General features: G+C 63.2%; 23 protein-coding genes. 13 read left to right on the top strand and 10 right to left on the bottom strand.

The genetic code is table 11. From position 1 onward, the window contains the following. Positions 1-6: 6 nt before the first annotated feature. The 6 genes from IGX34_RS15755 to IGX34_RS15730 all read left to right on the top strand — a co-directional run bounded on the left by IGX34_RS15755 (position 7) and on the right by IGX34_RS15730 (position 4,528). Entirely contained in the window at positions 7-1,908 is a 1,902-nt protein-coding gene (locus tag IGX34_RS15755) for a CHASE3 domain-containing protein (protein WP_192556682.1), read from the top strand. 116 nt (positions 1,909-2,024) lie between these two features. Beyond that, a complete protein-coding gene (locus IGX34_RS22380) occupies positions 2,025-2,366 on the top strand; it encodes a glycine zipper 2TM domain-containing protein (RefSeq protein ID WP_192556681.1) in 342 nt (113 codons plus the stop codon). Positions 2,367-2,653: 287 nt separating this feature from the next. Continuing rightward, entirely contained in the window at positions 2,654-2,944 is a 291-nt protein-coding gene (locus IGX34_RS15745) for a hypothetical protein (protein WP_192556680.1), read from the top strand. Beyond that, positions 2,941-3,294, top strand: coding sequence for a hypothetical protein (locus IGX34_RS15740; RefSeq protein ID WP_192556679.1), 354 nt, complete (start codon positions 2,941-2,943; stop codon positions 3,292-3,294). The genes IGX34_RS15745 and IGX34_RS15740 overlap by 4 nt, the downstream gene beginning before the upstream one ends. Next, positions 3,291-4,082 carry an SCO family protein gene (locus IGX34_RS15735; protein WP_192556678.1) on the top strand — a complete coding sequence of 264 codons (792 nt, stop codon included), beginning with the start codon at positions 3,291-3,293 and terminating at the stop codon, positions 4,080-4,082. The genes IGX34_RS15740 and IGX34_RS15735 overlap by 4 nt, the downstream gene beginning before the upstream one ends. After that, entirely contained in the window at positions 4,079-4,528 is a 450-nt protein-coding gene (locus tag IGX34_RS15730) for a cytochrome c oxidase subunit II transmembrane domain-containing protein (RefSeq protein ID WP_338015492.1), read from the top strand. Before IGX34_RS15735 ends, IGX34_RS15730 begins: the two co-directional genes overlap by 4 nt. 50 nt (positions 4,529-4,578) lie before the next feature. On the opposite strand, the gene IGX34_RS15725 is transcribed toward IGX34_RS15730, so the two are convergent. Continuing rightward, complete coding sequence (locus tag IGX34_RS15725) at positions 4,579-4,920, bottom strand: PRC-barrel domain-containing protein (protein ID WP_192556676.1); 342 nt, start codon at positions 4,918-4,920, stop codon at positions 4,579-4,581. A 322-nt stretch (positions 4,921-5,242) separates the two neighbouring features. Here IGX34_RS15725 and IGX34_RS15720 point away from each other — a divergent pair, with 322 nt between their 5' ends. After that, complete coding sequence (locus IGX34_RS15720; RefSeq protein WP_192556675.1) at positions 5,243-5,404, top strand: hypothetical protein; 162 nt, start codon at positions 5,243-5,245, stop codon at positions 5,402-5,404. A gap of 7 nt (positions 5,405-5,411) precedes the next feature. Here the strand turns inward: IGX34_RS15720 and IGX34_RS15715 are convergent, their stop codons facing one another. Beyond that, the gene (locus IGX34_RS15715; RefSeq protein ID WP_192556674.1) at positions 5,412-5,702 is read right to left on the bottom strand and encodes a hypothetical protein; all 291 of its coding nucleotides are present in this window, start codon (positions 5,700-5,702) and stop codon (positions 5,412-5,414) included. Positions 5,703-5,938: 236 nt separating this feature from the next. On the opposite strand from IGX34_RS15715, the gene IGX34_RS15710 reads away from it, so the two are divergent. Then, a complete protein-coding gene (locus tag IGX34_RS15710; RefSeq protein ID WP_192556673.1) occupies positions 5,939-7,879 on the top strand; it encodes a glycoside hydrolase family 15 protein in 1,941 nt (646 codons plus the stop codon). A 108-nt stretch (positions 7,880-7,987) separates the two neighbouring features. On the opposite strand, the gene IGX34_RS15705 is transcribed toward IGX34_RS15710, so the two are convergent. Both IGX34_RS15705 and IGX34_RS15700 read right to left on the bottom strand, forming a co-directional pair. After that, positions 7,988-8,182: a hypothetical protein gene (locus tag IGX34_RS15705; protein ID WP_192556672.1), complete on the bottom strand. Its 195-nt coding sequence runs from the start codon at positions 8,180-8,182 to the stop codon at positions 7,988-7,990. Positions 8,183-8,237: 55 nt separating this feature from the next. Beyond that, positions 8,238-8,807 (bottom strand): BON domain-containing protein, encoded by a 570-nt coding sequence (locus tag IGX34_RS15700; protein WP_192556671.1) that lies wholly within the window; start codon positions 8,805-8,807, stop codon positions 8,238-8,240. A gap of 190 nt (positions 8,808-8,997) precedes the next feature. On the opposite strand from IGX34_RS15700, the gene IGX34_RS15695 reads away from it, so the two are divergent. The 4 genes from IGX34_RS15695 to IGX34_RS15680 all read left to right on the top strand — a co-directional run bounded on the left by IGX34_RS15695 (position 8,998) and on the right by IGX34_RS15680 (position 13,477). Then, positions 8,998-9,507: a CBS domain-containing protein gene (locus IGX34_RS15695; protein ID WP_338015494.1), complete on the top strand. Its 510-nt coding sequence runs from the start codon at positions 8,998-9,000 to the stop codon at positions 9,505-9,507. Between the two features lie 270 nt (positions 9,508-9,777). Beyond that, on the top strand, positions 9,778-12,261 hold the full coding sequence (locus IGX34_RS15690; protein WP_192556669.1) for a PAS domain S-box protein: 2,484 nt from the start codon (positions 9,778-9,780) through the stop codon (positions 12,259-12,261). 124 nt (positions 12,262-12,385) lie between these two features. Further along, positions 12,386-12,583 carry a KGG domain-containing protein gene (locus IGX34_RS15685; RefSeq protein ID WP_192556668.1) on the top strand — a complete coding sequence of 66 codons (198 nt, stop codon included), beginning with the start codon at positions 12,386-12,388 and terminating at the stop codon, positions 12,581-12,583. Between the two features lie 153 nt (positions 12,584-12,736). Next, positions 12,737-13,477 (top strand): response regulator transcription factor, encoded by a 741-nt coding sequence (locus IGX34_RS15680; protein ID WP_192556667.1) that lies wholly within the window; start codon positions 12,737-12,739, stop codon positions 13,475-13,477. 86 nt (positions 13,478-13,563) lie between these two features. On the opposite strand, the gene IGX34_RS15675 is transcribed toward IGX34_RS15680, so the two are convergent. Both IGX34_RS15675 and IGX34_RS15670 read right to left on the bottom strand, forming a co-directional pair. Further along, entirely contained in the window at positions 13,564-13,971 is a 408-nt protein-coding gene (locus tag IGX34_RS15675; RefSeq protein WP_192556666.1) for a BON domain-containing protein, read from the bottom strand. After that, positions 13,937-14,317, bottom strand: coding sequence for a hypothetical protein (locus tag IGX34_RS15670; protein ID WP_192556665.1), 381 nt, complete (start codon positions 14,315-14,317; stop codon positions 13,937-13,939). Before IGX34_RS15670 ends, IGX34_RS15675 begins: the two co-directional genes overlap by 35 nt. Before the next feature lie 212 nt (positions 14,318-14,529). Between IGX34_RS15670 and IGX34_RS15665 the strand changes: the two genes are divergently transcribed. Further along, on the top strand, positions 14,530-14,994 hold the full coding sequence (locus IGX34_RS15665; protein WP_192556664.1) for a PA2169 family four-helix-bundle protein: 465 nt from the start codon (positions 14,530-14,532) through the stop codon (positions 14,992-14,994). A gap of 9 nt (positions 14,995-15,003) precedes the next feature. Here the strand turns inward: IGX34_RS15665 and IGX34_RS15660 are convergent, their stop codons facing one another. From IGX34_RS15660 to glgX, 4 genes are all read right to left on the bottom strand, one after another. Further along, positions 15,004-15,168, bottom strand: a complete 165-nt coding sequence (locus tag IGX34_RS15660; RefSeq protein WP_192556663.1) for a hypothetical protein — start codon at positions 15,166-15,168, stop codon at positions 15,004-15,006. Between the two features lie 199 nt (positions 15,169-15,367). Continuing rightward, a complete protein-coding gene (locus IGX34_RS15655; protein WP_192556662.1) occupies positions 15,368-17,263 on the bottom strand; it encodes a potassium transporter Kup in 1,896 nt (631 codons plus the stop codon). 174 nt (positions 17,264-17,437) lie between these two features. Further along, a complete protein-coding gene (locus IGX34_RS15650) occupies positions 17,438-18,259 on the bottom strand; it encodes a YihY/virulence factor BrkB family protein (RefSeq protein ID WP_192556661.1) in 822 nt (273 codons plus the stop codon). Between the two features lie 20 nt (positions 18,260-18,279). Further along, positions 18,280-20,421 carry a glycogen debranching protein GlgX gene (glgX, locus tag IGX34_RS15645; protein ID WP_192556660.1) on the bottom strand — a complete coding sequence of 714 codons (2,142 nt, stop codon included), beginning with the start codon at positions 20,419-20,421 and terminating at the stop codon, positions 18,280-18,282. Positions 20,422-20,451 lie beyond the last annotated feature (30 nt).

Genomic DNA, 20,451 nt, shown 5'->3' with positions numbered 1-20,451 from the left:
GGGTTCATGAGCGCCAGGCTGTCCCAACTTTCGTTGCCGCTGAAGGCGGCTCAGCGCCGGCTTGGCACCGATATCCTCGGCTGCGTGGTGTTGCTGGCGCTGATCTGCGGCCTGGCCGTGGCCAGCCTGCTTTCCAGCGAACGCGCGGCCGCATGGGCCGACCAATCCTGGCAGACCCGGCAGACCGCACTGCAGTTGCTCAGCGCAATGAAAGATGCCGAGACCGGCCAGCGCGGCTATCTGCTGACGAACGATGCGAGCTACCTTGTGCCGTATTTCGAAGCCCGGCGCGAAATCGGCGGCTTGAAAAAGCAGCTGTCTGGCCTGGTCACCGACAATCCCACCCATCAGAAACAGCTGAGCGAGCTGTATCCGCTGATCGATGCCAAGCTGGACGAGCTGTCGAGCACCATCGAAGACCGCATGAGCCATCGCAGCGAGATCTCCATGGCCCTGGTGCACTCCAACCTGGGCCGCAACCTGATGGACGAGATCCGCGCGAACGTGGACGAGTTCATCCGCATCGAAGACCAGATGCTGCGCGAGCGCATCGCACAGGCGCAGATGCATCGCAACCTGATGCTGGCTGCGGTGCTGGCGATGATCGTGCTGGCCGCGGCCATCGCCTTGATCATGCTGCGCCGGGCGCGGCGCTACGTGGACGAGGTGCAGGCTGCCAATCAGTCGCTGCAGTCGGAAATACAGCAGCGCGAAACGGCCGAATCGCAGTTGCGCCAGTCGCAGAAAATGGAAGCTCTGGGTCAGCTCACCGGCGGGGTGGCACACGATTTCAACAATATGCTGGCGATCATCGTCGGCAATCTGGAAATGCTGATGCGGCGCCTGCCCGAGCAGGATGCGCGCTCGCGCACGCTGGCCGAAAATGCCCACAGCGGCGCCATGCGCGCAGCCGAACTGACCCGTGGCCTGCTGGCGTTTTCGCGCCAGCAGCCACTTAAACCCAAGACGCTGGATGTCAATCAGTGCGTGCGCGACATGTCGGTGATGCTGCATCGGGCGCTGGGCGAGGATATCCAGATCGAAATCGTGCAGGGCGTGGGCTTGTGGCATGCCTATGTCGACCGGCCGCAACTGGAGAGTGCGATTCTCAACCTGACCGTGAACAGCCGCGATGCGATGAACGGCTCCGGCCGCATCACCATCGAGACCGCCAATGCCTTGCTCGACCAGGCCTATGCGGATGCCCACGGAGAGGTGGAGGCCGGCCAGTATGTGATGGTGGCGGTGACCGATACTGGCGCCGGCATGTCGCCGGAAGTGATCGAGCGTGCGTTCGATCCGTTCTTTACCACCAAGGAAGTGGGACGCGGCACTGGCCTGGGCCTGAGTCAGGTGCATGGCTTTATCAAGCAATCGCGCGGGCACGTGAAGATCTATAGCGAGCCGGGCGTAGGCACCAATATCAAGCTCTATCTGCCGCGCGACCTGTACTGCAAGGCCGATGCGGAGCTGGAGCGTCCGGCCGCGCCGGAATTGCCGCTGGCCCAGCGGCGCAAGGTGCTGGTGGTGGAGGACGACGCCGACGTGCGCAATTTCGTGCTCGCAGCCCTGCAGGATCTGGGCTATGAGACGGCCGAAGCGGATGGCGCGACCACGGCGCTGGCGAAGATCGCCGAAGATGCGCAGATCAATGTCTTGTTGACCGATGTAGTGATGCCAGGAATCAGCGGCCGCGAATTGATGGAGGCGGCCCGCAAGCTGCGCCCCGACATGCCGGTGCTATGCATGACCGGCTATACCCGCAATGCCGTCGTGCATAACGGTGTGCTCGATCATGGCGTGCACCTGCTCAGCAAGCCGTTCACCCTGGATGACCTGGCGCGCGAATTGCGCGCAGCCATTTTCCATCATCCGTCCACGGCATCCGCGCCGGACGCCGACAGCTAGCGGTTAGGCCCGCGCTCAGTGTGCTGCCGAAGGTCGTCATGCCGCCTCGACATGACGGCAACCTTCGCTGTGACAGGGTGATTGCATCGGAACCCCGGCAACGGAGGTGATGCGCGATGAAATCCCTATCTGTCTTCGCTTTGGCTGCCCTGCTGGCAGGCGGCTGCGCTGGCCTGCATGCACAAAGCACCTACAGCACGCCGCAGAGCGGTACGCGCGAGGTATGCCATACGGTGCAAGTGGAAGATGCGCCCAAGGACAATCATCAGATCGCCGGCACCGCGGTGGGTGCGGTGGCGGGCGGCTTGCTTGGCCACACCGTCGGCAAGGGCAAAGGCAATCTGCTGGCGACCGCAGGCGGTGTGGTGGCGGGTGGCTATGCGGGCAAGAAGGTGCAGGAAAACCATCAGGCCAACCATCCCACTTATCACTATGAGAAGCGGTGTCATCAGGAGTGATGTGATGTGCAGCCGCCCAACCTCGCGCGACTATCCAGGCGGTCAAACTCGTGTGTGACTCCCCAAGCCGTCAAACCCCGCGCGACTATCCAAGCGGTCAAACTCGCGCGTGACTCCCCAAACCGTCGTCCCGGCGAAGGCCGGGATCCAGTGACTTCGCTCTTTCAACCCAACTTCATCGGCCAAAAAAGGCACTGGGTCCCGGCCTTCGCCGGGATGACGGGGGGGTAATACGGGATGACGGGGGCGCGGAATGACGGCTGGGTAGTGCGGGACGGCTGCCGCGCATGGCCGCGCACTGGCCACGGCTGGCGATCGCACTGGTAATACTAGGCCTGGGTGTGCCGTTTTTCGCCTTGCTGCCGGTGAAGGCCAAGTCGTCGTGGCGTGTAGCGATGATCGTGGCGGCGGTCACTTTGATTGCACAGGCCATCAACACCGCCTGGTTGATCCTGCCAGGCAGGGTTGCGCAAGGCGCCGTGCAGGGCTGGGGCGATCCCTTCCTTTGCGCCGGGTTGCTCGGAGTTTGCGCGATCAGGTATCGCGTATTGCTGTTGAGCGAGGTGCGTCTGTCGTGAACGCGCAAGGCCACGAAAAACACCACATCGACGCGCCCGTGCTGACCAGGCTGGGCGTGGGCTTTGCCTGCGCGGTGGCGCTGATCCTGCTGCTGATGGCGCTGCTGTGGCAGCACATGGTGCCGCGCTACCCGGCGGTGCCGGCGCAACAGGTGCCCGCACCACCACGCCTGCAGGCGACGCCGCCGGCCGATCGTGCCGTGCTCGATCGCGCGCAACGGCAGCAGCTGAACAGCTATGGCTGGGTGAACCAGGGCAGCGGCGTCGCCCGTATTCCGATCGAACGCGCCATGCAGGTGCTGGCCACCCAGCACGACAAGGCGCCGGCATCCAGCGGAAGCGCCCGATGAAAGCGAGCATGCTGGCGGTGCTGTGGCTGTTGCTGATGCACGCTGCGTTCGCCGGCGCGCCGCCGCCGACCGATCTGCTGGCGCGTGCCGGCATCCAGCAGCACCTGGGCGCGCAGCTGCCGGTGCAGATGCATTTTGTGGATGCCGACGGCACCCAGGCGACGCTTGCGCAATGGATGGATGGCCGGCCCACGATCCTGATGCTGGGCTATTTCGACTGCCCCAATTTATGTGGCGTCACCCAGCAGGCGATGGCGCACGCGCTGGCCCTGGGCAAGCTGCAGGCCGGCAAGGACGTCAGCGTGATCTTCCTCAGCATCGATCCGCGCGAATCGGCGGACGATGCGCGCCAGGCGCAGCGCCACCTGCTGCAGAGCAACTATGCCGGCAACGCCGGTGCCTGGCATTTCCTGATGGGCAGCGATGCCTCGATCCACGCTGTGGCCGCCGCGGTCGGCGAACGCTACGACTACGACGACACCATCAAGCAATACATGCATCCGGCCGGCGCCATGATCGTGCGGCCCGACGGTGTAGTGAACCAGTATTTGATGGGCGTGAGCTTTGTGCCGCGCACGGTCCGGCTGGCAGTGGTGGCCGCATCGCACGGCACGCTTGGCAACCTGGTCGACCAGCTGGTGTTGCTGTGCTGTGGTTACGACCCCACCACCGGCCGCTACACGCTGACCATCGTGCACATGATGCAGTGGCTGGGCGTGGCCTTCGTAAGCCTGCTGGCGGTGCTGGTGGTGCTACTGCGCTACGGGCGGCGGGGCGCGACTGGATGATGGTACCGACATTGCCCGAGGCGTCGAACTTTGCGCCTTCGCTCGATCGCATGTTCGACGCCATGCTGGTGCTGTGCGGCACGGTGGCAGTGGGCGTGTTTGCCGTGATGTTCTGGATGTGCGTGAAATTCCGCCGTGGCAGTAACGCCGACCGCAGCGCACCGCCGACCAACGCCATGCATATCGAATTGCTGTGGACGCTGGTGCCGTTTCTGCTGTTTGTCGGCATCTTCGGCTGGAGCATCGACCTGTGGGCGCGCCTGCGCTCGCCGCCGGCCTACAGCCTCACCCTACCGGATCGCTGGCGGGAAATGTTTCTTCCAGTGCCAGATCGTGGTTATCGCTCTCGTGCCGTTTGCGTGCTTCGCGGTTCTGCTTGCTTTCTTTTTCGGAGGATGAAGCGGGATCATGGGGATGGCAGATATCTTTGCGGTCGTGCGACATGATGGCTCTCGCAAGCTGCGGCCCTGGCCGGGAAGGCCAGGGCCGCGAGCATTCAATGTTTGTAGTACTCCCGGATCTGGCTGATGAACTGGGTGTCGGCAAAGTTCGGCCAGTGGTCCTTGTCGAAGCCGGGTGCGTCTTTCAGCCGCTGCTTGTCCACATTCAGCAGCAGCTGCTTGTTGGCGCCGTCGACCTGGATCGCGTCCCAGGGCACGGCAAACAATTTATCGCCCATGCCGAGCACGCCGCCAAAGGAAAGCACGCCGTAGGCGATGGTGCCGGTGTCGGTGTCGATCATGATGTCCTTCAGATCGCCGAGCGATTCGCCCTGCAGGTTCTTGACGGCGTCGCCGGTAAGCGTGGATGCGGTAAGGAAATGCGGAGAACTGACCATAGTTGAATTCCTGTCGAAGCAGGCGTCTGCCTGTGTTGGGGTTGCAAGTCTTCGCGTAGCCAAGTCTGTCCTCGCGGCGCAGTTCGTCCATCGCGGAGGCGGCGGCGCTCCTGAGTACGGAGGCGGCCACAGTGAGGGGACTTTCGTGGACACCGGCCGCGAGGGCAGGGAGTTAGTGTGCGCGGACGAGCGTGAGCAAAAAGCCTGCTGCCGGTGATGAAATGCCGGCAGCGTGTTTGCGGTTTTATTCACGACCCCTGGGCGTTGCGCCGCGCATGCTGCGCACGCCGCCTCGGTTGGCGCCAAGCATGAAGCAACTGCCATGAAAAAGCCTGCACAACGGCCCGAAACCCTGCCGCGCAGATCCGGCTACGCAGAGCCGCATCCGCAGACCAACAAGCGCAATCAAGAATCGCCGGACGCCAATACCCCGCACGAACCGCAGAATGTTCCGCAGCGCAGGTCGCTGCCGTCATCGCATTGAGTGCGGATCAATCGTCTTCGATAAATTCCGGCTCGATGCCACGCTGCGCACAGGCCGCCTGTGCGGCGCGGCGTACGGCGTGGAGCGCGTTGTCGTCGTCCAGCTGGATGTCGAGTGAATGCAGTGTTGGATGGGCATCGGCCGGGCGCGCCACGGTTGCCGGACTTTGCCGGCCCATCTGCGGCACCAGGTCATCTGCCTGCGCGATGTTCTGCACGCCATGCAGGCCACGGATATGCGCGGCGATATGTTCCAGGTCGGTCCGGTTGGCAATCAGGCGCATCAGCAGATGAGGCATCGTAGAACTCACGTTGCGGCTTGTTCATGCCTGTCGCCACGGTATGTGGATGGACATCATGAGCGTGCGATGCACACATCAACGGCGGGTGATAAAGATCGCTGCCGTGGGACCGGGTCCCGTCCATCGGCGCCGCCATGCACATGCTTATCACCTGGCGCTAACTCGGCATTTTCATGTCCATGACATGCAACGGGCTAGCCTGCGCAGCACACGCCCCGGCCACCTGGCATGCTATGGCTCTTCATGACATCAACGATTACGCGGCAGTGGGCGATTGCCATGGCTTTGCGCTGGTCGCCGCGGACGGTTCGCTCGATTGGTGCGCATTGCCCGATCTGGACGCCGAGCCGGTCTGCTGCCGGCTGCTGGACGATCGCATCGGTGGCTATCTGGAGACACGCCCGCACGAGGCATTCCGCGCCGAACGCCGCTATCTGCCCGACACCAATGTGCTCGAGACCTTGCTGAGCACCGATCGCGGCAGCGCGCGCATCATCGATTTCATGCCACTGGGGCGCGCTGGCGCGCAGGCAGGCAACAGCTTTGTGCAGATCGCCGCGCCACACTGGTTTGTGCGGATTGTGGAGGTCATACACGGCCAGATGCAGATCGATATCCGCATGCTGCCGTGCCTGCATTGGGGCGAGCAACGCGCGCAGCTGCGCGATATGCAATATGGCGTGGCCTGGGACGGCGGTGGCCTGTTGTGCGACCGGCCGCTGGAGGCGCGCGACTACTGGGCCGGCGGCAGCGTGAACCTGCAGGCTGGCGAACGCATGCGACTGATCCTCTCCACCCGGGTGCCGGACCATGCCCAGGCAGCGCTGGATAGCGTCGATCCACTGCTGGCCATCACCACGCATTTCTGGCACGAATGGATCGCCCGCTGCCGCTATCGCGGCCCGTATGCCGGGGAAGTGCGCCGCAGCGCGCTTGCGCTGAAACTGCTGTGCTACGCGCCCACCGGCGCGATTGCCGCAGCGGGCACGACTTCATTACCGGAAATGCTGGGCGGCGACCGCAACTGGGATTACCGCCTGAGCTGGATCCGCGATTCCACCCTCAGCCTGTTCGCCTTGTCGGCGCTGGGCTTTATGGATGAGCCGGAGGAGTTTTGCGATTTCGTTTTTCGGCACGCCGCCGCCGACATCATCCCTTCGCAGATCGTGTATGGCATCCGCGGCGAACGCGAACTGACCGAGTGCGACAAGCCGGCCCTGCAGGGCTTCGGCGGCAGCCGCCCGGTACGGGTGGGCAATGCGGCATACCTGCAAGACCAGTTCGACGTGTTCGGCGAACTGCTTGACTGGATGCTGCTGCGCAAAACCCTCGGCGCCGCGTTCTCATCCGAACAGCTGGCGCTGCTGGCGCGCACGGCTGACCATGTGGCGGCCAATTGGCGGCGGCCGTGCAGCGATTTCTGGGAGCGCCGCAATGCCCCGGCGCATTATGTTTACAGCAAGATGATGAGCTGGGTGGCGCTGGATCGGGCCTGTGTGCTCCTCGATGACGAGCGCCGCTATGGCGAGGAGATGGACGCCATGGTGGAGGAGGTGCACCGGCACGCGATGGCGCCATCCGGCTATCTGCGCCAGCTGTATGACCGCGACGACGTGGGCGCCTTGTCGCTGCGTGTGCCGCTGATCAATTTTCCGCTGCCGGATAACTGCCTGGCGGCGACCATCGAAGAAGTGTTGCGTGAGCTCGATACCGGCACGGGCGTGTATCGCTATAAAGGCGACGATGGCCTGCAATCGGGTGAGGGTACTTTCGTCGCCTGCGGTTTCTGGCTGGTAGATGCCTTGCTGTTTGCCGGACGCCGGCAGGAGGCGCGCGACCGTTTCGAGCGCATGCTCAAGCTGGCCAGCCCGCTCGGCCTGTACGCCGAGGAAGCGGATGCGCAGAGCGGCCGCCAGCTGGGCAATTTTCCGCAGGCGCTTTCGCATCTGGCGCTGATCCATAGCGCCGTGCTGCTGGAAATCGTCGAGCACCATGGCGAGGAGGCGCTGGGCGGCACGCATTCGCATCGCGTGCATCGCGCCACCACCGTGCTGCAAGGTCTGGATGAAACCGACGAAGATGCACCCGCGCCGAGCGCAGCATCGGTGCTGGATCTTGCGGCACTGGGCCTGGTCGCGCCCGCTGCGCGCGAGCGTCAAACACCGGCGATGTAAGCCGGGAATACGACGTCAATCATCTTTATCGCGTCGGCGCGCGAGCACCGCCAGTGCGCCCAATACGCCGGCAGCGCCAAGCAGCTGCGTGCGATGGGAAGTCAGCCATCAGTGCAAGCTGCGGCTGCGGGCTTCCGGTTCGAAGCGCCCGCGCATGCCGTAATCGCTCGGCACCGGTTCGCACAGATTGTCGCGCCGCCATTCGGGCAGCGGTTGCTCGTCCATCTGGCCGGCATAGCCGTCGCGCACCAGCACGCGATCGACCAGGCTGGGAAAGAACTTTCTGCCGGTAACGATCTGCACGCTGCATGCCTGGCCGTTGGCAGCCAACCGGACATGCACCGTGACGCATGCGGCTCTAGGTGTCGCTCCAGCGCGCGTACTCGCTTTTGCCGCGAACAGTCAGCCGGTTGCACACCGCGGTGACGCCGGGAATGGTTTCCAGCGCCTGCTCGATCCGGCTGCGCGTGGCGCCCTGCTTGACGTCGCCGTCAAGATTCACGGTGCCGCGCTGCACGCTGACCTCGATCGATTCGGTGTCGGCATCGTCGAGATCGGCGATCACGTCATGGATGTCGTCGAGAATGGCCAGGTCGCCACGTGCCTCGTGTTCGCCGACGCGCGGCTGGCTGTCGCGGTCCATATCCTCCGGCAGCGTGTCGAGCAACTCGCGTTGCGAGTCTTCGGGAAACTGCGGGTTGGGCACGCCTGGGCGCAGATCTTCTTTGTCCAGGTAGGATTCTTCATCGTCCGCGTAGGTGTTGTAGCTGCCCTCGGGCGGCGTCATGCGGTCCTGACTGTAATTGACGTCGTCCAGACGCAATGGGCCTTGGGTGGGCTCCTGGGGATCGCGCAAGCCCAGGTGCTCGGTCGCATCTTGCGCATTGGCGGGCGAGGCATTGCGATCGGCCGGCGCGGGGCGGCGCATGGTGCGGGTTTGCGCGCGATTTTCTGGTTGGCTATGGGGCTTGTGGTTCACGTGCCTGGCGCTCGATGACAACAGGATTGGCACGGTAAGCAGCAGGCCGTTGCCGGCTGGTGAACCAAATGTAGCCGGCATTTTGTGGTTGGCGAAGTGAACGGCGGTGTTGACGATTACAAGGCAAGTTTTTCACAAAATGAGGGCTAGCTTGCTCAGAACAGGCGCATCCAGCGCCGCGTCGGGCGGGGAGTTCCGGCGGTTTGAAGCCTGCTCCCGCGAGGTCGATATGCAAGCTAAGGACATCATGACGAGCCATCCGCGCTGTTGCGCTGCCGGTGATTCTGTCGAAGCTGTGGCAGCCCTGATGCGCGAAGCGGATGTCGGCGAAATCCCTGTCGTCGATGCACAGCGCAAATTGCTGGGCGTGATTACCGACCGCGACATCATCGTGCGTTGCGTAGCTGCCGGCGATGCGCCCGGCAGCAGCCGCGTGCAGGACTACATGACCGCTCCGGCGCAACAGCTGGGCGAGGATGCCTCGCTCGAGCAGTTGGCCAATCTGATGGTGCACGAAGCGATCCGCCGTGTGCCGATCACCGATGGCGAAGGCCGCCTGAGTGGCATGGTCGCGCTGGCTGATCTGGAACGGACCAAGGCGCGTTCGCTCAAGTCACGGATCGCCCGCGGGGTGTCACGCCCGCCGTGACCTTCATGACAAATAATGCGACACAGCGTACACGGGCTTTGGGGTTGATTCAGAACCGCGCTAAGCAGGACGCAGCTCGGCCCAGGCACTCCCGGCGCTCACCTGAACTACGCATGCGCTTCTCCCGCGAGCAAACCACGGTCCAAAAACAAGTAACCAAATCCGTTGAACAGTCTTTATAAACATTCGATTCACAAGTCCTTCACCCTGAAGCGGGGCATCGTTCGCGATCAGCGGACGATGGCCAGGGCTTCCGCGGGAGGCAGCAGCGTGACACAGCAAGAAAAGCCACCCAACGCAAGCGACGAGCGCGTGTTTGGATTCATTCCGGCCCAGGCCCTGTTGAAGGCGCTGCCTGTACCGATTTATGTGACCGATGCACAGGGGCGAGTGGTGTATTTCAATGCCGCGGCTGTGCGGTTCGCCGGTCGTGAGCCCGCATTGGGCGAACTGTGGAGCGTAACCTGGCGGCTGTTCGATGCGGACGGCAGCCCGCTTGCCCCCGAGCACAGCCCGATGGCCATCGCCTTGCATGAAGGCCGTGTGGTGCGCGACGTGGAATCCATCGCGGAGCGGCCGGATGGGTCGCGCGTATCTTTCATGCCTTATCCGACCCCGTTGTTCGACGAGCAGGGCGAATTGGTCGGCGGTATCAATGCGCTGATCGATCTCACCGACCAGAAACGTTCGGAAGCGGCACTGGCGCAATCGCTGGCCCTGCGCGAACAGCGCGTGCGCGCGCAGTCCTTCGAGGGCGGGGTCGCGATGCACGGTCTGAGCCGCCCGGAGCGCGATTTCCAGTTGCTGGTGCGCAGCGTGACCGACTACGCCATCTTCATGCTCGACGCCGAGGGCTATATCACCAGCTGGAACATTGGCGCGGAGAAGATCAAAGGCTATAGCGAAGCCGAAATTCTCGGTCAGCACTTTTCCCGCTTCTACACCACCGAAGACCGCGCCGACGGTATTCCGCAACTGGCCCTGGCCAGGGCCTTGCACGATGGCCGCTACGAAGCCGAGGGCTGGCGCGTGCGCAAGGACGGCACCCGCTTCTGGGCCAATGTGGTGATCGATCCAGTCTGGGATCAGGACAACCTGGTCGGCTTCGCCAAGGTGACGCGCGACGCCACCACGCGGCGTGCCGCCGAGGTGGCGCTGATGGAAAGCGAGCGGCGTGCGCGCGGCATCCTGGATACCGCGCTGGATGCGTTCGTGCAGGTGGACGAAGCTGGCCTGATTACCGAATGGAACCCGCAGGCGCACGCGCTGTTCGGCTGGTCGCGCGAAGCTGCGGTGGGCAAGAGCCTGGCTTGGCTATGCTTTTCGCCCGATGACGTCGATACCCACGATTGGTTCGTGACCGCGCTGCACGGCGATCTGCGCCATCCCACGCACCAGGTGGTGGTGATCGACCGCAGCCATCAGCAGTTCCCGGTGGAACTGAGCGTGAGTGCGCTCGCGCTCGCCTCCGGGCGCCTGATGAATATCTTCATCCGCGACGTGACCGAAAAGCTGCAAATGGAAACCCAACTGCGCCAGGCGCAGAAAATGGAAGCCATGGGCCAGCTGACCGGTGGCATTGCGCACGACTTCAACAACATCCTGCAGGGTATCAGCGGTTCGCTGGAAGTGATCTCGATGCTGGCTGCACGTGGGCAGCAGGAGCGCAGCGAAAAGCATATCCGCAATGCCCTGGAAAGCGTGAAGCGCGCGGCCTCGCTGACCCATCGCCTGCTGGCGTTCGCGCGGCGCCAGTCGCTGGATCCGCAGCCGGTCGACGTCACCAATCTGCTGGGTGGCATGACCGAATTGCTGCGCCATACGCTGGGCGAGCAGATTGCGCTGGAGCTGGTGCTTTCCAGTGATCTGTGGGAAGCACGCTGCGATCCCAACCAACTGGAAAATGCCTTGCTCAATCTGGCCATCAACGCGCGTGACGCCATGCCCGGCGGCGGCCGTTTGCGCATCGAAGCCAATAACGCGCTGGACCGCGATCCGGAGAGCCCGAGCCTGGATGCGGTCGATCAGCCTTACGTGAAAGTCGCCATTACCGATACGGGGATAGGCATGAGCGAGGAGGTGCGCCAGCGTGCCTTCGATCCGTTCTACACCACCAAGGCGGCGGGCGAAGGCACCGGACTGGGCCTGTCGATGGTGTACGGTTTCGCGCGCCAGTCGCGCGGCTATTGCACGATCGAAAGCGAGCAGGGCATCGGCACTTGCGTGGAGCTGTATCTGCCGCGCTATGTCGGCGAAAAGCAGCGCGCGCCGGTACCGGTGCGCGCAAGCAAGCCGCACTTTGTGCAGGGTGAGCACATCCTGGTAGTGGAAGACGAGGCGGTGATCCGCAACGTGATCACCGAAGTGCTGAGCAACCTCGGCTACGAAATCACCCAGGCGGTGGATGGACTGGAAGGCGTGTCGATTGCTGTCTCCGATTATCCGATCGACCTGATCATCACCGACATCGGCCTGCCCGGCGTCAACGGCCGCAGCGTGGCCGAAGCCGCGCGCGACCGGCGCCCCGGCCTGCCGGTGCTGCTGATTACCGGCTACGACGCCAGCGCCGATTCGGCGCCGCTCGATCTGCCGGCCGGCACGGCCTTGCTGTCCAAGCCGTTCACGGTGGACAAATTGCGCGAACAAGTGAGCCGACTGCTCGAATGGCGGCGTGAGAATGCCGCGGCGCCGGCCGATGACGAGACGCTGCAGCTCAACGGTGCCGAACCTGATGCTTCGATCCAAAGATCGTGAGCGCTGCGCTCGCTGAGGCGAAGACATTTATCACATCAATATCCAGTTCGATTGACTACCGGGTTGATAGGGTAGGCCCCGTTCGCAGCAACGCGGACGTTGTACCGATCAACCGGAGTTAGTTATGACCAGCAAGACAGAAAATCGCGGCTTCGCCTCGATGGATCAAGAACAACAACGCAAGATCGCCAGCAAGGGCGGCAAGGCCGGTGGGGGTGACCATGCCACCCCTGAGCAACACGTCGCGGCCGGCAGGAAGAGCAGCGGCGGCACCCATGAGCAGCACGTCAGGGCCGGCCAGCAGAGCCATAAGAACGTCTGATGCGGCCCTCGCAACGGATCAGGGGCGGCCAACCGCCCCTAACGTTTTTTGAACTTCTAATGCACAACTTCTAGGCGCTTACGTCACAACTCATATGCGGTTGCAGGGGCTAAGCTCGATCTTCATGGTGATGTGAAGATCAGCGAGGGCATTATGTTTCGATCAGAAGAACATACGGGAATATTGCTGCTTATTGAGGATAGCCGAGAGGTAGCCGAGTCGGTCGGCGATTATCTGGACTGTTGCGGATACTCGGTGGATTTCGCCGCCGACGGCATCAGCGGCCTTCACCTGGCCGTCACCAACAGCTATGACGCCATCATCCTGGATTTGCGCATCCCGGGCATCGACGGCCTGGACGTGTGCCGCAAGCTGCGCGGCGACGCCAAGAATTCCACCCCCATCCTGATGCTTACCGGCCGCAATATGCTCGACGACAAGCTGATGGGCCTGCAGGCCGGTGCAGACGATTACCTGGTCAAGCCCTTCGAAGTGCGCGAGCTGGAAGCGCGTATCCGCGCACTGATCCGCCGCGACCGCCGCCAGGTGTCAACCGAGACCCTGAGCGTGGGCGACCTGAGCTTCGACACCGCCACCTTGCGCCTGACGCGCGCCGGCAAGGAACTTACCGTGTCGCCGATCGGCCTGCGCATTCTCGGCATCCTGATGCGCGAGTCGCCGCGCGTGGTCAACCGGCGCGACATCGAGCGCGAAATCTGGGGCGACACCTTGCCCGATTCCGACACCTTGCGCTCGCATCTGTACAACCTGCGCCGGGTGATCGACAAACCGTTCGCCCGCCCGCTGCTGCACACGATCCACTCGGCCGGCTACCGCCTGGCCGATCTGAGTGAAGAAGGCGGCAGCAGCAAGGCGACGACCGCTGCGGCCTGAGCCCAGCGATCTTCTCTGTTATCCATGCAAAGACGCCCCGTGATGTCAATCACGGGGCGTCGCTATGTCGGCGGCGCGGATTGAACTTATAGCTGGCTCGATCCTTCGCGCTGCTGCGGTTGACGACGGTCGACGCGAATCCGGTTGTCCACATCCTTTACGCCATTGACGTGCCAGGAGCAGTCTTCGGCACCATATTTCATCACGCGATCGGACACGGTGCCTTGCAGTAGCACTACGCCGTTCTCCACCGTGACATCCAGATGGCGCGCATCGACTTCCGGATGGTCGGTGAGCCGGTCGCAGACGTCATCGCGGACGCGCTCGTCGGAACGGGTGTAATTCTGCGGACCGATGCCGCGATGCGCGCCTTGCTGGCGTTCCTGCCGCCGATGGGCATCGCTGCGGTGGCGGGGGCGTGCGAAATCTTCATCGGCAATCCAGCTTTCCGGACCCAGGTCATATTGCTGCGAATGGCCGTACGGGCCGTGCATGCCCGGCGCAACCTGATCGTTGCCTAGCCGTCCACGGCGCGCTGCGATAGCTGCCTTCCCAACCTTCCTGGAAGCGTGAGCGGGGGGCGCGCTGGTCGTCGCCGAAATACGCATCGCCGTAACCGTAGCCTTCCTCGAAATAACTGTTGTCTTGAGTAGGCGCCGCTTCTTCGCGGGCGGCACGCGGACTCCAGCGCAAAGCCTCGGCATCGGGCCAGCGGTCCCAGTCCGGGTTGTCGCGCATGCTGCGCGGCGAGCGGCGGCCGGATTCCTGGCGGTGCTGTTCATGCTCATGCTGCGGGCGTGCGCCTTGCCGCTGCGGGAATCGGAAATAGTCTCGAATCATGGCGGTTTCTCCAGCGAGGTTCTGCTCGATGCGTTGCCGGGGATGATCGGTCTTCGCGCCTTTATGCGAGGTGGAGGCATCGTCGCCGGCTTGTCTTCGCGCACCTGCCGGCGTGCCTGAACAGATTCGGCGATAACCGCGTCTTTACTCATGAAGTACTGCATGTAAACGCTTATTACGCAGAATGAAGCGCGTACTCAACGCGGAGACGCATGCCTGTGGCCCAACGGCACTATGACATCCGGGTGCTCAATCGCCTGATCAGCCTCACCCTCGACAGCGCCGAGCAATACAGCCAGGCAATGGGCGATGCGCGCAGCGCCGAGTTGACGCAGGTGCTGCGGATCCGCTGCCGCGAACGCCTGGCGTTGTCCGCCAGATTGCGCGATCAGGTCGATGCGATCGGCGGCGATCCCAAGGACGACGGCAGCCTGGTCGCGCCCTTGCAGCGCGCGATGAGCAATCTGTATTACGTGCTGCATGAAGGCGACTGGGCGGTGGTCGAGGAAGTGGACCGCCGCGAAGGCCTGCTCAAGCAGAAATATTGCGATGTGCTGCAGGAAGGGCATCTGTCGCCGCAACCGCGCGAGACCGTGCTGGGGGCTTACGAAACCATCCAGTCCGCGCGCGAGGAACTGGCCAAGCTCAAGCGCATCTTCCGGCGCGGGCACCGTTGAGCCGGTGGTTTAGTGCGTGGATTTCTTCGCCGGCTTGGGCTTGTCTTCGTTCTTGGGCGGCGACTTGATGCCGCCGGCGCGCTGCAGGTCGGAATCGAGCGAAGCCACGCGTTCCTGCTCGAACTTGACGTTCTTGCGGCGGCGACGTTCGACGGCTTCGTTGCGGAGAGTCATGGGAAAGGCCGTGGGTGCGTTGGGAGAATCATCGCAAGCGCAGCCTCAAGGTTGCGCGGTGGTTTCGTCAACGACGTGTGCCGGATCACGCTTGAGGCGCGCACTGCCTTTGCGGGTAGCTTCAAACCCGTATGGATGTCATTCCTGCGAAAGCGGGCATGACGTCATCGTGTAGCGAGCGGTATCAATACGGCAACGCTCACAAATCCACCCTGGTCCCGATCTCCACCAGCCGCCGCGCCGGCATCCCGTAATAAAGCACCGCCGGCAATGCGTTCCGATACAGATAGATGAACACCATCTTGCGCCAGCGCCACATCTGGCCCTTTTTCTGCGCCGCGGTGAGCTCATCGAACCCGACAAAATAAGTCAGCTGCTCCGGCTCCAGCACGGGATCGAAACCCAGTTCGCGCAGCCGCGCCGGCACATCGATATGCTCGTTGAAGCCGAAGCGCAGATGCACCCAGTAGAAACCGTTGCCCAGATCCTGCAGCTCGCTGCGCTGTTTTTCCCCGACTCGCGAGCTGTCGCCCCCGTCGTCGATATGCAAAAAGATATTGCGCTGATGCAGCACCTGGTTATGCCGCAGATTCTGCAGCAGGGCGTGCGGCGCCCACTTGCGGCTGCGGGTCATGAACACCGCGGTGCCGTCGGCGCGCAGCGGGGAATCGGCCATGGTCTTGGCGATTACACCATCCAGCCGTTCCTCCCTGGCATGCAGCCGCTGGATAGTCAGCATGCGCCCGCGCCGCCAGGTAGTCATGATCAGCATGGCGATCGCCGCCACCACTAGCGGGAACCAGCCGCCTTGCGGCAGTTTCAGCAGGTTCGCCGCGACAAAGGCGCCATCGATGATGCCGAACAGCAAGCCGAATCCGACCAGCCTGAAAATGCCCCAGCGCCACTGGCGCTTGGCCACCAACAGCAGCAGCGCGGTAGTGATCAGCATGGTGCCGCTGACGGCGATGCCATAGGCGCCGCCCAATCGCTGCGAGGAACGAAAGGCCAGTACCGCCACCATCACGGCCACGAACAAGATCATGTTGATGGCCGGCAGATAGATCTGGCCTTCCATTTCCTTGGACGTATGCAGGACGCGCGCACGCGGCAGATAGCCGAGCTGGATGCTTTGGCGCACCATCGAGAACGTGCCCGATACCACCGCCTGCGACGCGATCACCGTGGCGAGGGTGGCCAGCACGATCATCGGATAGAGCAGGGTATGCGGCACCAGCGCAAAAAACGGCTGGCCGCTCTGGCCGGGCTGCGCCATCAGCCGCGCGCCCTGGCCGAAATAATTCAGCAGCAGGGCCGGCAGCGCCAGGCATAGCCAGGAAACGCGAATCGGCCGCGTGCCGAAGTGGCCGATATCGGCATACAGCGCCTCCGCGCCGGTCAGCACCAGCACCACCGCGCCCAGCGACGCGAATCCCTTGAAGCCGTTGTGCTGCATGTACAGCACCGCGTAATACGGATTGACCGCCTCGAATATCTTGGGATTCTGCACGATCGCGACGACGCCGAGCGCCGCGATGGAAAGCAGCCACAGCGTCATGATCGGGCCGAACAGATGGCCCAGCAGCGCACTGCCGCCGCGTTGAAGCAGAAACAGCCCGATCAGGATCGTCACCGCGATCGGCAAGACCCATTCTTTCATCGCGGGTGAGGCCAACTGCAGGCCTTCGACCGCCGATAGCACCGAGATGGCCGGAGTGATCACGCTGTCGCCGAAGAACAGCGCCGCGCCAGCCAGTCCCACCATGATGGTCAGCCAGGTCAGGCGCCCGTGTCCGCGCATGGCGCCACGGGCGAGCGCGCCCAGCGCCATCATGCCGCCTTCGCCATGATTGTCCGCGCGCATCACCACCAGCACGTATTTGCCGGTCACCACGATCAGCAGGGCATACAGGCATAGCGACAACAAACCCAGCACGCTGTCGTGATCGGGCTTGATGCCCTGTTCGCCGAAGGCCTGCTGCAATGAATACAGCGGGCTGGTGGCGATATCGCCGAACACCACGCCGGTGGCGGCCAGGGCGAGGGCCGGCAGCGATTTCTTTGGTTTGCCATCTGCTGCTGATGTTTTTTCGACCATGTCGTCGACGCCATCAAGCTCGCACGTGACCGGACACGCCCCGTCTCAGGCATGAAGGTGAGGCGAAAATGGTGTCATCGCGCATGGCCGCAACCTCTCGCACAGCGTGCCCGATGCTAGGCTGAAAATAGGTTGGCAGAAGGTCGAGGAATGGCGAAAGCAGAGTCGATGCATTCAGTTCGGCGATCTGTTCCGCGCCTGCGCCAGCCCATGCGTCAGCTCCGCACCCAGCAGCACCACAAACGAGGCGTAGTACACCCAGGTAAGCATCACCACCAGGCCGCCGGCCGAGCCGTAGGCGCCGCCGATGCTGGCGTGCTGGATATACAGTTCGATGCCGAACTTGCCGAGGATGAACAGCAGCGTGGTCAACAGGCCGCCCCAGCCGGCATCGCTCCAGGCGATATGCGTATCGGGCAGTACGCGGTACATGGCGGCGAAGGCGGTGGCGAAAATCGCCAACGACACCACGTATTCGGCCGAGGCCCAGGCGGCCACGGCACGCGGTATCAATAGATGGATCACCGCGCTGGCGGCGAACGATACGATCATCAGGAAGGCGATGCCGACCAGCAAGCCGAACGCACGCGCACGCGCCTTCAGCCAGTGACTGATCATGTGATGTTCGGCGCTCTGGATATGCCAGATGCGATTGAGCGTGGACTGCAGTTGCGCAAACACCGCCGAGGCGCTGAACAAGGTCACGGCAATGCCGATCAGGCCGGCGATATTGCCGGTTTCCGGCCGCGATTTGGCACTGTTGACCACGCTGACGATGGTGGCGGCAGCCTTGCTGCCCATCATGCCGGTCAGGGCGCCGGCCAGTTCCGGTTGCCATTGCGGGCCCAGCCAGGACAAGCCCCACAGCATCAGCAGCACGATCGGCGCCATCGACAGGGCCGAATAAAACGCGATCGCGGCGGCGTGCGTCGACAAGTCGTCGTCGCCAATGCCGGCGATGGCGAAGCGGAAAGCAGGGCGGAAGGGACGGTCCATGCACGGCAGCCTCACTGCGCTCAGGGCAGTACGGGCGGATGCGCCTTGTACAGCATCAGGCTGCGGCCTTCGAGCGTCACGCTGCTGCGATCCAGCGATGCCGACTTGCGCGAGCCCGCGGCACTGCTCAGCAGCAGTCGCCATTCCGAGCGTGCGGGCAATTTCGGCAGCTGGAACGGCACCGGTTCGTGATGCGAATTGATCAACAGCAGCAAGGTGCTGTCGGCCCCGGGCTTCTTTACGCCGGTTGGCTTGGCGCGCCCGTCCAGCAGCATGCCCAGGCAACGCGCCTGCGGATCGTTCCAGCGCTCCTCGGTGAATTCCTGGCCGTCGGGCGTGACCCAGGTAACGTCCTTGACGCCGGTTTCCTCGTCGGCATGGCCATGCAGGAAGCGATTGCGCCGCAGCAACGAATGGTGCTGGCGCAGGCGGGTCAGGCGCCGCACGAAATCGATCAGCGGACGCCGGTCATTGACCGCTTCCCAGTTGAACCAGGTGACCTCGTTATCCTGGCAATACGCATTGTTGTTGCCGCCCTGGCTGCGCGCGAATTCATCGCCGGCCAGCAGCATCGGCGTGCCTTGCGACAGCAGCAGACTGGCCAGCATGTTGCGCATCTGGCGATTGCGCAGGCTGAGAATATCGGGATTTTCGGTGTCGCCTTCTTCGCCGCAGTTCCAGCTGAGGTTGTTATTGGAGCCGTCGCGGTTGTCTTCGCCGTTGGCTTCGTTGTGCTTGTCGTTGTAGCTGACCAGGTCGTGCAGGGTGAAGCCGTCGTGCGCGGTGACGAAATTGACCGATGCATACGGGCGTCGGCCACGCTGGTCGAAGATATCCGCCGAGCCGTTCAGGCGGGTGGCGAAGTCCGGCAGGCGGCCTTCGTCGCCGCGCCAGAAGGCGCGTGTGGCATCGCGGAAGCGGTCGTTCCATTCAGCCCAGCCGGGCGAAAACTTGCCGGACTGATAGCCGCCCGGTCCGATGTCCCACGGTTCGGCGATCAGCTTTACGCGCCCCAGTACCGGATCCTGCCGGCAGGCATCGAGAAAACCGCCGCCCTGGTCGAAGCCGTGCGATTCGCGGCCGAGGATGGTGGCCAGGTCGAAGCGAAAGCCATCCACGCGCATGTCGGTGGTCCAATAGCGCAGCGAGTCCATCACCGTCTGCAAAACGCGTGAATGACTCAGGTCAAGCGTGTTGCCGGTACCGGTATCGTTGATATACAGACGCGGATTGTCGGCCAGGCGATAGTAAGTGGCGTTGTCGATGCCGCGTAGCGACAGCGTCGGTCCGAGGTGGTTGCCTTCGGCGGTGTGGTTGTAGACCACATCGAGGATCACCTCCAGCCCGGCATCGTGGAAATGCGCCACCATTTCCTTGAACTCTGCCACCGTGTTGCTGGCCATGTAGTGCGGATGCGGCGCGAAGAAGCTCAGCGTGTTGTAGCCCCAGTAATTGCGCAGACCCATGTCAAGCAGGTGCTTGTCATCGATGAACGCGTGCACCGGCATCAGCTCCACCGAGGTGACGCCAAGCGAGCGGATGTAGTCGGCCACCTCCTGATGCGCCAATCCGGCAAAGGTGCCGCGCAAGGCTTGTGGTACGCGCGGATGCAGCATGGTGTAGCCGCGCACGTGCATCTCGTAAAGAATGGTGCGGTCCCACGGTACGCCTGGCCAATAGTGGTTGCCCCAGGTAAAGGCCGGGTCGATGACGCGCGATTTGGGCATGTAGGGCGCGCTGTCGCGTTCGTCGAAACTCAGGTCTTTGTCCGGATGGCCAATGGTGTAGCCGAACAGCGCATCGTTCCATTCCAGCTTGCCGACGATCTGCTTGGCATAGGGGTCGAGCAGCAGCTTGTTCGGGTTGAAGCGATGGCCGGCATCCGGTTCGTACGGGCCGTGCACGCGATAGCCGTACAACTGTCCGGGGCGTGCATCCGGCAGGTAGCCGTGCCAGACCTCGTCGGTGAATTCGGGCAGGGTGATGCGTTCGGTTTCCTGGCAGTGCTCATCGAACAGGCACAGCTCCACGCGCGTGGCGTGCGCGGAAAACAGCGCAAAGTTCACGCCAAGGCCATCCCAGGTGGCGCCCAGCGGGAAGGGCAATCCCTCCCTCAGGCTTGCAGCATGTGATGTGGCGGCGCTTCCACGACTTGCACGCATAGACTTGCTCATCGTTGTTTATGAGTCACA

It is taken from the genome of Dyella acidiphila, from assembly GCF_014863405.1.
In the GTDB taxonomy this organism is placed as follows: domain Bacteria; phylum Pseudomonadota; class Gammaproteobacteria; order Xanthomonadales; family Rhodanobacteraceae; genus Dyella_B; species Dyella_B acidiphila.
This window is presented reverse-complemented; position numbering and strand designations above follow the sequence as displayed.

Excerpts from the sequence above, each read along its gene's own strand:
- IGX34_RS15755 (WP_192556682.1), top strand. The coding sequence starts at position 7 with ATGAGCGCCAGGCTGTCCCAACTTTCGTTGCCGCTGAAGGCGGCTCAG.
- IGX34_RS22380 (WP_192556681.1), top strand. The coding sequence starts at position 2,025 with ATGAAATCCCTATCTGTCTTCGCTTTGGCTGCCCTGCTGGCAGGCGGC.
- IGX34_RS15745 (WP_192556680.1), top strand. The coding sequence starts at position 2,654 with ATGGCCGCGCACTGGCCACGGCTGGCGATCGCACTGGTAATACTAGGC.
- IGX34_RS15735 (WP_192556678.1), top strand. The coding sequence starts at position 3,291 with ATGAAAGCGAGCATGCTGGCGGTGCTGTGGCTGTTGCTGATGCACGCT.
- IGX34_RS15730 (WP_338015492.1), top strand. The coding sequence starts at position 4,079 with ATGATGGTACCGACATTGCCCGAGGCGTCGAACTTTGCGCCTTCGCTC.
- IGX34_RS15725 (WP_192556676.1), bottom strand. The coding sequence starts at position 4,920 with ATGGTCAGTTCTCCGCATTTCCTTACCGCATCCACGCTTACCGGCGAC.
- IGX34_RS15720 (WP_192556675.1), top strand. The coding sequence starts at position 5,243 with ATGAAAAAGCCTGCACAACGGCCCGAAACCCTGCCGCGCAGATCCGGC.
- IGX34_RS15715 (WP_192556674.1), bottom strand. The coding sequence starts at position 5,702 with ATGCCTCATCTGCTGATGCGCCTGATTGCCAACCGGACCGACCTGGAA.
- IGX34_RS15710 (WP_192556673.1), top strand. The coding sequence starts at position 5,939 with ATGGCTCTTCATGACATCAACGATTACGCGGCAGTGGGCGATTGCCAT.
- IGX34_RS15700 (WP_192556671.1), bottom strand. The coding sequence starts at position 8,807 with ATGCGCCGCCCCGCGCCGGCCGATCGCAATGCCTCGCCCGCCAATGCG.
- IGX34_RS15695 (WP_338015494.1), top strand. The coding sequence starts at position 8,998 with ATGAGGGCTAGCTTGCTCAGAACAGGCGCATCCAGCGCCGCGTCGGGC.
- IGX34_RS15685 (WP_192556668.1), top strand. The coding sequence starts at position 12,386 with ATGACCAGCAAGACAGAAAATCGCGGCTTCGCCTCGATGGATCAAGAA.
- IGX34_RS15680 (WP_192556667.1), top strand. The coding sequence starts at position 12,737 with ATGTTTCGATCAGAAGAACATACGGGAATATTGCTGCTTATTGAGGAT.
- IGX34_RS15675 (WP_192556666.1), bottom strand. The coding sequence starts at position 13,971 with ATGCACGGCCCGTACGGCCATTCGCAGCAATATGACCTGGGTCCGGAA.
- IGX34_RS15670 (WP_192556665.1), bottom strand. The coding sequence starts at position 14,317 with ATGATTCGAGACTATTTCCGATTCCCGCAGCGGCAAGGCGCACGCCCG.
- IGX34_RS15665 (WP_192556664.1), top strand. The coding sequence starts at position 14,530 with ATGCCTGTGGCCCAACGGCACTATGACATCCGGGTGCTCAATCGCCTG.
- IGX34_RS15660 (WP_192556663.1), bottom strand. The coding sequence starts at position 15,168 with ATGACTCTCCGCAACGAAGCCGTCGAACGTCGCCGCCGCAAGAACGTC.
- IGX34_RS15655 (WP_192556662.1), bottom strand. The coding sequence starts at position 17,263 with ATGGTCGAAAAAACATCAGCAGCAGATGGCAAACCAAAGAAATCGCTG.
- IGX34_RS15650 (WP_192556661.1), bottom strand. The coding sequence starts at position 18,259 with ATGGACCGTCCCTTCCGCCCTGCTTTCCGCTTCGCCATCGCCGGCATT.
- glgX (WP_192556660.1), bottom strand. The coding sequence starts at position 20,421 with ATGCGTGCAAGTCGTGGAAGCGCCGCCACATCACATGCTGCAAGCCTG.